Consider the following 13578-nt stretch of genomic DNA (forward strand, 5'->3'; position numbering starts at 1 on the left):
AAACTATATAAACTGTTTATACCGTTTATTTATTGACCCACTGCCTTCATCATGACCACCACCAGCGCCACACCACCCGCCCCGTCCGCCCCCGCAGCCACAGCCACAGCCACAGCCACAGCGCCCGCAAAACCTGCCAAGCCCTCTGCCGCGGTGGCCGCCAAATCACCCGCCAAGGCAGCGGCTCCCGCCAAGCAGGCCAGGAAAGCGGGCGCGAAGCCCGCTGCTGCCGCCCCCAAGGCGAAAGGGGCCAGCTCCAAGAAGGCTGCGGCCGCGCCCCAGCCCGCCAAAGCAAAAGCACCCACGCCGCAGCCGGCGCCGGACACCAAGGCCAAGAAGCCCAAGCTGGTGCGTGACAGCTTTACCATCCCGAAGGATGAATACGCCGTCATCGAGACACTGAAGCAGCGCTCTGCGGCGCTCGCGCAGCCCGTGAAGAAGAGCGAGCTGTTGCGCGCCGGCCTGAAGGTGCTGGCGGCGATGTCCGACAGCGCACTGCGCACCGCAGTGCAGGCCGTGCCGTCCATCAAGACGGGACGCCCCAAGGCCCAAGCGGCCGCAGCCCCCGTCGCCACGGCCGCACCGGCCGCCAGGACCGCCGCCAAGGCCACGCGCAAGTGAGCCGGTCTGCGCCGGGGACGGCCCCCTGGCGCAACCGGTATCAAACAAACTCGGGCGACTGAACGGCGATCAGCAATGTCTGGCTTTGGTCCAGCCGCTGCCGCTGCCTCAGCCACCAGACCGAGCCCTTGCGCACGGCGCATTCCGAAGCCTGCAGTCCCATCAGCTGGGCGATGGTCTGCCCCAGCATGGGCTGGTGGCCCACGATCAGCACCGTGCCCTTGGCGCGCGGCCACTGTGCGAGGTCCAGCAGTTCCTGCGGCGTCCCGCCCGGCAGCAGCTCGGCCCGCATCTTGAACTTGCGCCCCAGGGCGCTGGCCGTCTGCTCGGTGCGCCGCGAGGGGCTGGCCAGCACGCGCAGGCCCTCGGGCAGCTGCCGGTCCAGCCATGCAGCCATGCGCGCTGCCTGCTTTTCGCCCCGCGGCGTCAAGGCCCGCGCCAGGTCATCACCCCCCTCAGCGGCTTCTTCCGCCTCCGCATGTCGCCACAGGATGAGATCCATCATGCTGTCCCTTGGTCGAGTTGCGCCGGGGAAGGGGCCGGTCCGTAGCGGACCATCAGGGCGTCCTGGGCGCCCACTCCGTCCTCGGGGCGGGGTGCCCGGTCATAGCCTCCCTGCGCATTCAGCGTCCATGCGTCCCGGTCATCGTGCAGGTAGGCCACCAGGCATTCGTCAACGATCTGCTGCCGCAGGCGCGGGTCCGTCACGGGCCAGGCCAGTTCCACGCGCCGCATCATGTTGCGGTTCATCCAGTCGGCACTGGAAAGGTACAGGTCCTCGTCGCTGCCGCAGCGGAAGTAGAAGACCCGCGTGTGCTCGAGGAAGCGGCCGATCACCGAGCGCACCCGGATGTTGTCGGTCACCCCGGGCACCTGGGCCGCGAGCATGCAGGCCCCGCGCACGATGAGGTCGATGCGCGCTCCGCGCTGGGCGGCCAGAATCAGCGCGCGCATCAAGGCTTCATCGGTCAGGGCATTCATCTTGGCCACGATGCGCGCATCCTCTCCCCGGCTCGCGGCCTGCCCCACCTGCTCGATCTTCTCCAGCATGCGCCGGTGCAGATGGAACGGCGCCAGCATCAGCTTGCGCAGCTTGGGCGGGCGGTTCTGGCTCGCGAGGTGGTTGAACACCCCGTCCATGTCCGCCGTGGTTTCCTCGTCGGCAGTGAGATAGCTCAGATCGGTATAGAGCCGTGCCGTGCGCACGTTGTAGTTGCCGGTGGACAGGTGCCCGTACCGCCGCAGCTGGCGCCCTTCCCTGCGCGTGACCAGCAGCATCTTGGCATGTGTCTTGAGCCCCACCACGCCATACACCACCTGCGCGCCAATCGACTCCAGCGCCTCGGCCCAGTTGATGTTGGCTTCCTCGTCAAAGCGGGCCTTGAGTTCCACGACCGCCATGACCTCCTTGCCCCGGCGCACGGCCTCGGTCAGCAGGTCCATGAGTTCGGAATCGCCACCGGTGCGGTAGATCGTCTGCTTGATGACGAGGACGTCGGGATCGTTGACGGCCTCGCGCAGGAAAGCGAGCAGTCCGTCGAAGCTCTCGAACGGCTGGTGGATGAGCACGTCGCGCTGGCGCAGCTGCTCCATGATGGACACTCCGGCCTGCAATTGCCGTGGCCAGGCGGAATTCCAGGTCGGAAACAGCAGGGCGGGTGCATCCACCAGGTCCACCAGCTGGGTCAGGCGCACCAGGTTCACGGGCCCGGGTACCCGGTACAAGGCGGCGGGGGGCAAGGCAAACTGCGCCAGCAAAAAGTCGGACAGGAATTGCGAACATCCCGCGGACACTTCCAGCCGGACGGCCTGCCCATAGTGCCTGTGCTGCAAGCCCTGGCGCAGGGCTGTCCGCAGATTGCGCACATCCTCCTCATCCAGCGCGAGGTCGGAATGGCGCGTCACCCGGAATTGCGAGAACTCCGTCACCTCGCGCCCCGGAAAGAGCTCGTCCAGGTGTGCCCGCACGATGCTGGAAAGGCTCACGAAAAGCGCTTCCGAGGGTGCCACGCGGGCAGGCATGCGAATCAGCCTGGGCAGGGCCCTGGGAACCTTGACGATGGCGATCTCGTTCTCTCGCCCGAATGCATCGTGCCCCTTCAGGCGCACGATGAAGTTCAGGGACTTGTTGGCCACCTGGGGAAAGGGGTGCGCGGGGTCCAGCCCCACCGGGATCAGCAGCGGCCGCACCTCGCCCACGAAATACTCGTGGACCCAGCGCTTCTGGGCGGGCGAACGCTCCCCATGCCCCACGATCCGGATGCCATGGGCGGCAAACGCAGGCACCAGGGACTCGTTGTACAGCGTGTACTGCCGGTCCACCAGCCCGTGCACCTTGGCGGCCACTGCTTCGAAGGATGCCGTCGAATAAAGGCCCTGGGTCTCGCCTTTCTGGGCCGCGGTGATGTGCGGCGCGGCACGCACTTCAAAAAACTCGTCCAGGTTGGACGACACGATGCACAGGTAGCGCAGCCGCTCCAGCAGCGGCACATCCGTTCTCACGGCCCAGTCGAACACCCGTTCGTTGAACGCGAGGATGCTGTGGTCCCTGTCCAGGAACATGTGGGGCGGCGCCGCAGTGGGCGCGGCTGCCGGTGCGTGGCCCACGCCGCCGTCGCGTGGCGCCGGCGTGGCATCGGGACTGTCACACGACAGGGCAACAGCGTCATCGGGGGGCAAGGGCAACATGGATACGCAAGCGCGGCGAGTGCAGGATGGCTGCAGTATTTAACGCCCAGATGACAAAGATGTGACAGGCTCCGTGACAGTCACACGCGCCACGCCCTGTGTCCGGGCAGGAACCAGGTACTGCTCGAACAGCCGCGCGGCGTGGGCCCATGTGAAATCGAGCGCACGCGCCCGGGCGTCGGAGCGGGCAATCGCCAGCGCCTCCTGGCTTGCAGTCAGCAAATCGTCATGCAGCACGCCCCCCCGTGCCGGCTGGCCAGGATGTGCACCCAGCACTTCCATCGGCCCGTCCACGGGGAAAGCGGCCACCGGCGTTCCGCAGGCCATGGCCTCGAGCATGACCAGCCCGAAGGTTTCAGAACGGCTGGGAAACACAAAAACATCCGCCGCCGCATACACCTGGGCCAGTGCCGGGCGGTCCAGGATGCCCAGCCAGCGGACCTGCGGGTACCTGGCCTTCAGGCGCGCCTCCAGCGGGCCGACACCACACACCACCTTGGAGCCGGGCATGTCCAGCCGGAGGAAGGCCTCGATGTTCTTTTCGTACGAGATCCGTCCCACGTACAAGGCCACGGGATGGGCCAGGGCCCCCATGAGCGGGCTGGGGGTGGTGGCGCCGTGGAACGCGAAAGCCTGCGTGTCAACGCCATGGGTCCACAGGCGCAGGTTGCGAAATCCCCGGTGCTCCAGCATCTGCAGGACGCCGTGCGTCGGCACCATCACGCCCGATGACGGGCGATGGAAATGACGGAACAGCGCGTACCCCCATCCAAGCGGCACCCGCAAGGCCGCATTCAGTATTTCCGGGAAACGGGTATGGAATGCCGTGGTGAATGCCAGGCCCTTGCGCAGGCAGTAGCGGCGCCCCGCCCAGCCCAGCGGTCCTTCGGTGGCCAGGTGGATGGCGTCGGGCTCCATCGCGTCCAGCATCCCTGCCACGCGCTGCGCGGGCCGCACGGCCAGATCGATCCCTGCATAGCCAGGGCACGGGCGCGTTGCGAACTGGCCGGGATGCAGCACCTGGACCGCGTGCCCGGCGGCTTCCAGCTCCCGCACCAGCTCCAGCAGCGTGGTGACGACCCCGTTGACCTGGGGAAGCCAGGCATCCGTCAGCAAGGCGATTTTCATAGGGCAACGGCGGCCTCGGTCCGCGATGTGTCGGCGAAGGGAGAAGCGGGCCACTGGAGCAGTTCCAGCCGGCCGTCCAGGTGTTCGACCAGCGCGGTGTGGCTTTCCACCCAGTCGCCGTCATTGCAATACAGGGTTCCGCCGATCTCCCGCATCTCCGCGCGGTGGATATGGCCGCACACCACGCCGTCATGTCCCCTGCGGCGCGCCTCGGCGGCCACGGCCACTTCAAAGTCGGTCACGTAGTTGAGCGCCTTCTTGACCTTGCCCTTCAGGTAGGCCGACAGCGACCAGTAGGGCAGCCCCATGCGGGCGCGCAAGGTGTTGAGGTGCCGGTTGAGCCGCAGCGTGAACTCATACAGGTTGTCCCCCAGGTAGGCCAGCCACTTGGCGCACTGGATCACTCCGTCAAAGTGGTCTCCGTGCGTGACCCACAGGCTGCGGCCGTCCGCCGTGGTGTGCACCGCCTCGGCCAGCACTTCGATGCCGCCGAACGAGTGGCCGACAAAGGCGCGTGCAAACTCGTCATGGTTGCCAGGCACGAAGACCACCCGGCATCCCTTGCGCGCGCGCCGCAGGAGTTTTTGCACGACATCGTTGTGGGCCTGGGGCCAGAACCACTTGCGGCGCAGCTGCCAGCCGTCGACGATGTCGCCCACGAGGTAGAGGTGGTCGCTGGGGTGGTGCTTGAGAAAGTCCAGCAGCGCGACCGCCTGGCACCCCGGAGTGCCCAGGTGCAAATCCGAAATGAAGACCGCGCGGTACCGGCGATGACCCGCCGCGAAGGCATGTGCGTCGTCGGCCATGTCCTCGTGGCCCACGGACGGTTCCATCCAGGGGCCCAGGGCATCGAACGCGGTGCGCATCAGGCCCCCAGGAAATGCTTGCGGTAGCGGGGGTGCAGGTCCGCCAGGCGCATCAGCATCGGCAGGTCCGCGGTGTTGAAGTCCGGGTCCCAGGCTGGAGCGCCCAGCACGCGCGCGCCCAAGCGCAGGTAGCCCTTGATGAGCGCCGGGGGCTCCACCGTGATCGAACCGTCCAGCTGCTCGACGGGCAGCGGCAGCCGGGGAAGCACGTGGTATTCGATGGGGGCCAGGTGTGTCTTGCGCACCTGCTGCCAGATGCTCGCGGCCGCGTCGCCGCTGACGACGCCGTTGTGCAGCATGGGGATGCTGGCGCAGCCGATCATCGTGTCGAGCTGGTTGCGCACCATGAAGTCCGCCAGCGCGCTCCACAACGCCATGATCACGCCGCCGTGGCGGTGGTCGGGGTGCACGCAGCTGCGGCCCAGCTCCACCATGCGCGCGCGCAGGGAGCGCAGCCGCGTCAGGTCGAACTCGGTGTCGCTGTAGGTGCCGCCGACGCGCCGGGCCTGTGCGGGAGTGAGCACGCGGTAAGTCCCAATGACTTGCTGGCTCTGGGCGTCGCGCACCAGCAGGTGCTCGCAATAGTCGTCGAACAGGTCCACGTCGTGGCCGGGGATGGGGGTCGTCAATCGAGCGCCCATCTCCGCCGCGAACACATCGAACCGCAACCGCTGCGCCTGGCGCACCTCATCTTCATGCCGCGCCCATGCCACCTCGATGGCCCCCCGCGCCGCCACCGGCTGCAGGGCGCCGGGCATGGCAGCCGTGCCGCGAAGCGGCCGCTGGGGAACGATTTCGGCGGACAGGGGCGGCGTCAAGGTGGGCAGCTCATTCATGGTGCAACATCTCCTTGTGTCAGGACGGGTTCGGCTGGAGGCCCCAACCATGGGCTGGGAACCGTTTCCCCTGGGCACGAGTGTGAAATTGCCGCGTGACGCCGCCATGTCGGCCGCATGTCAATCCCATGACAGCGGATCGCCGCGCAGAACCCCGCATCGGCTCCAACGGGCCTGCATAATTGGTTCAGGAAACCGCACCGTGCACGCATCCGCCCCCACCCGCTCCCGAAGCCCTCTTGCGGGCTCGCTGGTCGTGTTTGTTCTGGCGGCGGCCTGTGCCGGGGTGGTGGTGTGGGCCCTTGAGCGCCAGGAGCGCGCCCAGCACCGCACGCAGGTGACGGACATGGCGGGTGACCACGTCCAGGCGCTGCAACGCGCCATCGAGCTGGCCCTGTCGGCCAACAACACCCTGGTGGCGCTGGTGCGCCAGGGCCGGGGAGAGGTGACGCAGTTCGAGGAGATCGGCACGCAGATGCTGCCCTTCTACCCGGGCATCACGGCCATGGGCCTCTCTCCCGGGGGGGTGGTCAAACAGGTCGTGCCGCGCCAGGGCAACGAGAACTCCATCGGTTTCGACCAGCTCAACGACCCTCGGCAGGGCCCCGAATCCGCCAGGGCCCGGGAGTCGGGCCGGCTGACCCTGGCCGGCCCCATGGAGCTGGTGCAAGGCGGCCTGGGCGTGGTGGGGCGCCAGCCCGTCTACCTCGACGATGCCCAAGGGCACCGCGCCTTCTGGGGGTTCACCTACGTCACCATCCGCCTGCCCGAAGTGCTGGCCGCCGCGCGCCTGCCGCAGCTGACGCTGCGCGGCTACCACTACCGGCTGTGGCGCGTCCGGCCCGACACGGGCGAGGAACAGACCATTGCCGCATCCGACCCGCCCCCGGGCGCGGACGCGGTGGGCCGGTCGCTGACCCTGCCCAACGGGCAATGGACCCTGAGCCTGGTCCCCATCAAGGGCTGGGGCGACCCGGCCGTGCTGCTCATGCGCTGCGCGGTGGGCCTGCTGTTTGCCTTGATGATGACCTACCTGGCCCGGCTTCTTTTCGAGCTGAAGGCCCACGAGCGCGGGCTGGCCTATCAGGTGGCCCAGCGCACCTCGGAAATCCAGGCCACCCAGCAGCAGCTGCACGCCACCATCGACGCCATCCCGGACCCTCTCTTCGAACTCGACCAGGACGGGTTCTATTGCAGCGTGCACAGCCAGCGCGCCGAATTGCTCATGGGCCCCGCCGAAACGCTGGTGGGACGCAACGTGACCGAGGTGCTGCCAGCGCTGGCGGCCCTGTCGGTGCTGGACGTGCTGAGCGATGCCCAGGCGCAGGGCTGGTCCTCCGGGCGGCAGATCATGCTCGACCTGCCCGGGGTGGGCACCACGTGGTTTGAGCTGTCCGCCGCGCGCAAGGCCACGTCCGCGGGCGCGAAGCCACGGTTCATCCTGCTGTCGCGCGACATCACGGAGCGCAAGCGGTCCCAGGAGCAACTGCAGCTGACCGCCCAGGTGTTCGACCAGAGCAGCGAAGCCATCGTGATCGCCGACGCGGCCCATACGATCGTGCGCATCAACCGGGCTTTCACGCGGATCACGGGGTACACGGAAGCCGAGGCCGTGGGGCAGTCCGTGCGCCTGCTCACGGTCGCCCGACCGGCAGACAACGCCAGCGCCGACGCCGTGTACGCACGGCTGTCCCAGGACGGCCACTGGGAGGGCGAGGCCTGCGGCCGCCGCAAGGATGGGTCCACCTACCCCCAGTGGCTGTCGGTCAGCAGCGTGCGCGATGGCAATGGCGTCGCCACGCACTCCATCACGCTGTTTCGCGACATCACGCAGCAGCGCGAGGCCCAGGACCGCATCCAGCGCCTGGCGCATTTCGACCCGCTCACGAACCTTCCCAACCGCGCGCTGCTGGCCGAGCGCGCGCAGCACCTCATTGCCAACGAGCAGGCGCGAGGCGGCACCCTGGCCATGCTGTTCCTGGACCTGGACCACTTCAAGAACGTCAACGATTCGCTGGGCCACCGCATTGGAGACATCCTGCTCGTGGCGGTGGCGCAGCGCCTTCAGTCCCTGCTGCGGCCTCAGGACACCGTCTCGCGCCTGGGGGGCGATGAATTTCTGCTGCTGCTGCCCGCCACCTCGGCACCCTCCGCGGCCGACATGGCAACCCGGCTGCTCGCGGCCATCGCCCAGCCGTTTCAGGTGGACCCGTACGAACTCACCACCACCTTGTCGGTGGGCATCGCGATGTATCCCGCCGATGGCGACTCGTTCGACACGCTGTACCAGCGGGCCGATGCCGCCATGTACCGTGCCAAGCAGAACGGACGCAACCGATACGGTTTCTTCACCGCCGACCTCGAGGCGCGCACGGCGCGCGCCCTGCTGATCGAGAACGCCCTGCGCCGCGCGCTGGAGCGCAACCAGTTCGAACTGCACTACCAGCCCCAGGTCTCGCTCACCGCGCGCCAGGTGGTGGGGGCCGAGGCACTGCTGCGCTGGCGCCATCCCGAGCTGGGCATGGTGTCGCCGGCCGAGTTCATTCCGGTGGCCGAAAGCAGCGGCATGATCGTGGCGATCGGGGAATGGGTGATCCACACCGCGGTGAAGGACGCCAAACGCTGGCTGGATCTGCAGCTGCCCTTGCGGGCGGTGTCCGTGAACGTCTCCGCCGTCCAGTTCAGGCATCCCCAGCTGCCCGAGATGGTCACGCGCTGCCTGGAACAGGCAGGCCTGCCCGCGCGCCGGCTGGAGCTGGAGCTGACCGAGGGCGCGGCGGTGGACGACCCCGCCGCCGCGCTCGCCATGATGGACCAGCTTCACGACCGCGGCGTGCGCCTGTCCATGGACGACTTCGGCACCGGATATTCCTCGTTGAGCTACCTCAAGCGGTTCCAGATCTACAAGCTCAAGATCGACCAGTCGTTCGTGCGCGATCTGGAAGACGATGCCAATGACCGGGCCATCGTGAGCGCCATCATCCGCATGGCGCAGGCCCTGGGCATGCAGACCACGGCGGAGGGGGTGGAAACCGACGGCCAGGTCGAGTTCCTGCAGGCCCAGGGCTGCGACGAGGGCCAGGGGTTCTACTTCAGCCGCCCCCTGCCCGCGCCGGAGTTCGAGGCGTACCTGCGCGCTCAGCGGGACCACTGAAGCCGACCCGACCCTGCACGGGAAAGGGCCGGACGCCCCGCCGAAAGGCTTGTAAGGGAGCGCTGCTACACTTTGGTACAAATTACCAAGGCCGCCTGGCCCTCCCGCCCGTACCGGTTTCCATGTCTGCGCCGTACAGCTCTCCAGAATTGCAGCGTCCTGGAGTTGCCACCGACACCCCCCTGCAACGCGCGCTGCGCGAACAGCAAACCCTGCTCGACAGTGCGGGCGTGGGCATTGTTTTCCTGCGCCAGCGCAGCGTGGTGCGCTGCAACCAGCGGTACGCCGAGATCTTCGGCTACGCCAGCGCCGAAGGGCTGGTGGGCCTCAACACCGAGGCGTTCTACCCTTCGCGCGATGCCTTTCGCGATCTGGGCCGCACCGCCTACCCGGTGCTCGCCCAGGGCCAGGCCTTCCGCGTGGAGCGCCAATTGCGCCGGCGCGACGGCTCCTTGTTCTGGGGCAGCCTGACGGGGCGGCTCATCAATCCGCACGACACGACCGAAGGCTCCATCTGGATCCTGGACGATATCGACGAGCAACGGCGCGCGCAGGCCGCGCTGGGCGCCGCGGTCCGCGAAAAACAGCTGCTGTTCGACAGCGCCATGGTGGGCATCGTGTTCCTGCGCGACCGGCGCCTGACCCGGTGCAACCACCACTTCGAGCAGATGCTGGGCTACCAGCCGGGGGAACTGGCGGGCAGCCCGTCGCGCCGCTGGTATGCCAGCGACGCCGCGTGGGAAGAAGTCGGCCGCCGGTGCTATCCGCAGCTGGCCGCCGGCCATTCGTACGAAGGCGAGCTGGAACTGTGCCGCAAGGACGGCACCCCCGTGATCTGCGAGGTGCGCAGCAAATCCATAGATCCCGCCGATCCATCGCAGGGCTCCATCTGGATCACCATGGACATCACGGAGCGAAAGCAGGCACAGGCCGTCCTGGCCAGCACGCACGAGGACCTGGAACGGCAGGTGCAGGACCGCACCCGCGAACTGCGCGAGACCGTGGACAACCTGCACCGCGAGATCAACGACCGCAAGGCCGACCAGGAGCGCATCTACTGGCTCGCCCACTATGACGCCCTCACGGGCCTGCCCAACCGCGCCCTGCTGTCCGAGCGCGCGCAGCAGGCCATCCGCGTGGCCCAGGAGGGCAACACGCCCCTGGCCCTGATCTTCCTGGACCTGGATCACTTCAAGCACGTGAACGACTCGCTGGGCCACCGGGTGGGCGATGCGCTGCTGGTGGAGATCGCCAAGCGGCTGCGCGCCGTGGTGCGCGACAAGGACACGGTGTCGCGCCTGGGTGGCGACGAGTTCATCCTGCTGCTGCCCGGCGCCAATGCGCACGGCGCGGCCCGCGTGGCCGGCAAGCTGCAGGAGGCCTCGCGCCAGCACTACCAGATCGACCACCATGAACTGACCATGGCCCCGTCCATGGGCATCGCGCTGTTCCCCCAGGACGGCAAGGACTTCGACACCCTGACGCAGTCGGCCGACGTGGCCATGTACCGCGCCAAGCTCGACGGGCGCAACACATTCAAGTTCTTCACCCCGGAAATGCAGGCGCAGTCGGTGCGCGCGCTGCAGCTCGAAAACGCCCTGCGCCGGGCGCTGGAGCGCAACCAGTTCCACTTGCACTACCAGCCGCAGATGAGCCTGACCACCGGGGCCGTGCGCAGCGTGGAAGCCCTGCTGCGCTGGCAGCACCCGCAGCTCGGTGGGGTGTCGCCCGCCGAATTCATTCCCATTGCAGAAGACAGCGGGCAGATCCTGCAGATCGGCGAATGGGTGCTGCGCACCGCGCTCTCGCAGCTCAAGACCTGGCGGGCCTGCGGGTTCCCGGGCCTGACGATGGCCGTGAACCTCTCGGCCATCCAGTTCCGCCAGCCCCAGCTGCCCGAACTGGTAAGCCGCATGCTGGCCGAATTCGACCTGCCGCCGGATTGCCTGGAGCTGGAGCTGACCGAAGGCGTGGCCGTGGACGACCCGCATGCCGCGGTGGCCACCATGGACCAGCTGCACGCGCGCGGCGTGCGCATGTCGATGGATGACTTCGGCACCGGCTATTCATCGCTGAGCCAGCTCAAGCGATTTCAGATCTTCAAGCTCAAGATCGACCAGTCGTTCGTGCGCGACCTGGGCAACGACAACAACGACCGCGCCATCGTGAGCGCCATCATCCGCATGGCGCAGGCGCTGGGCATGCGCACCACGGCCGAAGGCGTGGAGACCGAAGGCCAGCTGACCTTCCTGCGCGAGCAGGGGTGCGACGAGGCGCAGGGCTACCACTTCAGCATGCCGCTGTCGGCACCGGAGCTGGAAGCCTTCATGCGGCGGCAGCTGCATTGAGCCGGCCGGCCGGCAGCACGATCGTGCCGCGGCCCGGGCCCGCCGGACCGGCTCTCACAGACCCGCCCGGGCAACAGGCCTCCACACGGGGAAATATTGAATAAAATCAGCCCCTGACGCTTTATGGATAAGCGCGAAAAGCTATAAATATAATAGCAAATGCACTGTGTTGCATTGCACTGCCGCGATGCCCGAGCTGTCCGCACCGCGCGCAGATCCCTCCAGGCAACGTTCAGCGGATCGGAAAGGCGTACATCAGGCCCTGCCTGTTCCACAGGTTGTTGAGGCCGCGCGGCAGCGCCAGCGCCGACTTCTGCCCGACGTTGCGCTCGAAGATCTCGCCATAGTTGCCGGTGGTCCTGACGGCGCGCAGCAGCCAGTCGCGGTCCAGGCCGAGCAGCTTTCCGGTGTCTTCCGAGGTCCCCAGCATGCGCTGCACCGCCGGGTGGCTGCTGCTGGTTTTCAGCTGGTCCGCGTTGGCCTGTGTCACGCCCTGCTCTTCGGCTTCGATGAGGCCGTAGATCACCCACTTGACCACCGCGAACCACTCGTCGTCCCCCCGCCGCACCATGGGGCCCAGAGGCTCCTTGGAGATGAGCTCGGGCAGGATGGTGTGCGTTGCCGCGCCTTGCGGAACGCCGCTGCGCAGGGATGCCAGGCCCGAGGCATCGGTGGTGAACGCGGAGCAGCGCCCCGACAGGTAGGCCGACGTTGCCGCGTCCACCTTCTCGAACATCACGGGCTTGATGTCGAGGTCGTGGGCACGGGAGTAGTCGGCCAGGTTCTTTTCCGTCGTGGTGCCTGACTGCACGCACACGGTCTGCCCCTTGAGCTGGCGGAGGTTCTTGATCTTGCTCCTGGCCGGCACGATGAAGCCCTGGCCGTCGTAGTAGGTCACGGCCGTCTGGTGCAGGCCCAGCGATGCGTCGCGCGCGAGCGAGAACGTGGTGTTGCGCGAAAGCACGTCCACCTCGCCGGATTGCAGCGCGGTGAAGCGCTGCGGCACGTCCAGCGGCACGTACTTGACCTTCTGGCCGTCGCCCAGCACCGCGGCCGCAAGCGCCCGGCAGATGTCGACGTCCAGGCCCGACCACCGGCCACTGGAGTCCGCGATCGCAAACCCGGCCAGCCCGGTGTTGACGCCGCACACCACTTGTCCGCGCGCCCGGATGCCGTCAAGCGTCTTGCCCGCATGGGCAGCGGGCGCCGCGAGCAACGCCGCCAATGCGGTGGCGCCCACCGCGGCGATCTGGCCCAGAGATGTCTTCATACGGTCTTGTCTCCCGGAAAATGATTCAGAGTACCGCGGGTGGCACAGGCCCTGCCCCGTCCAGCATCTTCTGCAGAAACTGCGCCTGTCCCATGCTGGGGTCCAGCGTGTAGGCGGCGAAGCCTTCCCGTTCGTACGCGCGCAGGGCGCTGCGGTTGCCCGAAAGCACTTCCAGCGTGAGCTTGCAGGCACCCCGCTCGCGCGCCAGCGCCTCCACCGACTGCAGCATGCGCTGGGCAATGCGGTGGCCGCGCCAGCCGGAGGCCACCACCACGTCATGCACGTTGACCAGGGGACGGCAGGCAAAGGTCGAAAAGCCCTCCAGGCAATTGACCAGCCCCACGGGCACCTCGCCGTGCGGCGCCGCGGCGTCGGCCGCCCATGCGATCACGCTGAAAGCCTGGGGCCTGCGCCGCAAGGCTTCGGGCAGGCCGCGCAGGACCTCGGCGCTGAGCGGCACGCCTCCCCCCGCCACGTCCTTCGCATAGCTGTCGAGCAGTTCGACCAACGCCCGGGCTTGGCGGGCATCGCCATAGTCCACGCGCCGGACGGTGATGGGAGTGAGAGCATCGGTGGTGGTGGAAGGCATCAGCAACGGTTCCAGGCTGGCGGCAAAGACAGCAGCGTAGCCGATCACACGGCGCGCCCCACGGTGGCGACGGCGCGC

Annotated in this window: 10 protein-coding genes; 3 read left to right on the forward strand and 7 right to left on the reverse strand. The window is 67.8% G+C overall.

The window, feature by feature from the left end:
* The first annotated feature begins 51 nt into the window (after positions 1 to 51).
* A complete protein-coding gene (locus AC07OD_RS15415; protein ID WP_494597403.1) occupies positions 52 to 621 on the forward strand; it encodes a hypothetical protein in 570 nt (189 codons plus the stop codon).
* A gap of 40 nt (positions 622 to 661) precedes the next feature.
* Here the strand turns inward: AC07OD_RS15415 and AC07OD_RS15420 are convergent, their stop codons facing one another.
* The 5 genes from AC07OD_RS15420 to AC07OD_RS15440 are packed head-to-tail and all read right to left on the reverse strand — an operon-like array spanning position 662 to position 6139.
* Positions 662 to 1126 carry a SixA phosphatase family protein gene (locus AC07OD_RS15420; protein WP_218297665.1) on the reverse strand — a complete coding sequence of 155 codons (465 nt, stop codon included), beginning with the start codon at positions 1124 to 1126 and terminating at the stop codon, positions 662 to 664.
* Positions 1123 to 3309, reverse strand: a complete 2187-nt coding sequence (ppk1, locus tag AC07OD_RS15425; protein ID WP_494597404.1) for a polyphosphate kinase 1 — start codon at positions 3307 to 3309, stop codon at positions 1123 to 1125. Before ppk1 ends, AC07OD_RS15420 begins: the two co-directional genes overlap by 4 nt.
* A gap of 39 nt (positions 3310 to 3348) precedes the next feature.
* Entirely contained in the window at positions 3349 to 4437 is a 1089-nt protein-coding gene (locus AC07OD_RS15430) for a glycosyltransferase family 4 protein (RefSeq protein WP_494597405.1), read from the reverse strand.
* Complete coding sequence (locus AC07OD_RS15435) at positions 4434 to 5303, reverse strand: UDP-2,3-diacylglucosamine diphosphatase (protein ID WP_218297668.1); 870 nt, start codon at positions 5301 to 5303, stop codon at positions 4434 to 4436. The genes AC07OD_RS15430 and AC07OD_RS15435 overlap by 4 nt, the downstream gene beginning before the upstream one ends.
* Entirely contained in the window at positions 5303 to 6139 is an 837-nt protein-coding gene (locus AC07OD_RS15440) for a GNAT family N-acetyltransferase (protein WP_494597406.1), read from the reverse strand. Before AC07OD_RS15440 ends, AC07OD_RS15435 begins: the two co-directional genes overlap by 1 nt.
* Positions 6140 to 6341: 202 nt before the next feature.
* On the opposite strand from AC07OD_RS15440, the gene AC07OD_RS15445 reads away from it, so the two are divergent.
* A complete protein-coding gene (locus tag AC07OD_RS15445; protein WP_494597407.1) occupies positions 6342 to 9293 on the forward strand; it encodes a bifunctional diguanylate cyclase/phosphodiesterase in 2952 nt (983 codons plus the stop codon).
* Positions 9294 to 9415: 122 nt separating this feature from the next.
* Positions 9416 to 11641, forward strand: a complete 2226-nt coding sequence (locus AC07OD_RS15450; protein WP_218297671.1) for a bifunctional diguanylate cyclase/phosphodiesterase — start codon at positions 9416 to 9418, stop codon at positions 11639 to 11641.
* Between the two features lie 232 nt (positions 11642 to 11873).
* On the opposite strand, the gene AC07OD_RS15455 is transcribed toward AC07OD_RS15450, so the two are convergent.
* Positions 11874 to 12911, reverse strand: a complete 1038-nt coding sequence (locus tag AC07OD_RS15455) for an amino acid ABC transporter substrate-binding protein (RefSeq protein ID WP_218297672.1) — start codon at positions 12909 to 12911, stop codon at positions 11874 to 11876.
* A 25-nt stretch (positions 12912 to 12936) separates the two neighbouring features.
* On the reverse strand, positions 12937 to 13500 hold the full coding sequence (locus tag AC07OD_RS15460) for a GNAT family N-acetyltransferase (RefSeq protein WP_494597408.1): 564 nt from the start codon (positions 13498 to 13500) through the stop codon (positions 12937 to 12939).
* Positions 13501 to 13578 lie beyond the last annotated feature (78 nt).

The sequence above is a fragment of the Acidovorax sp. GW821-FHT10E03 genome (assembly GCF_059415205.1).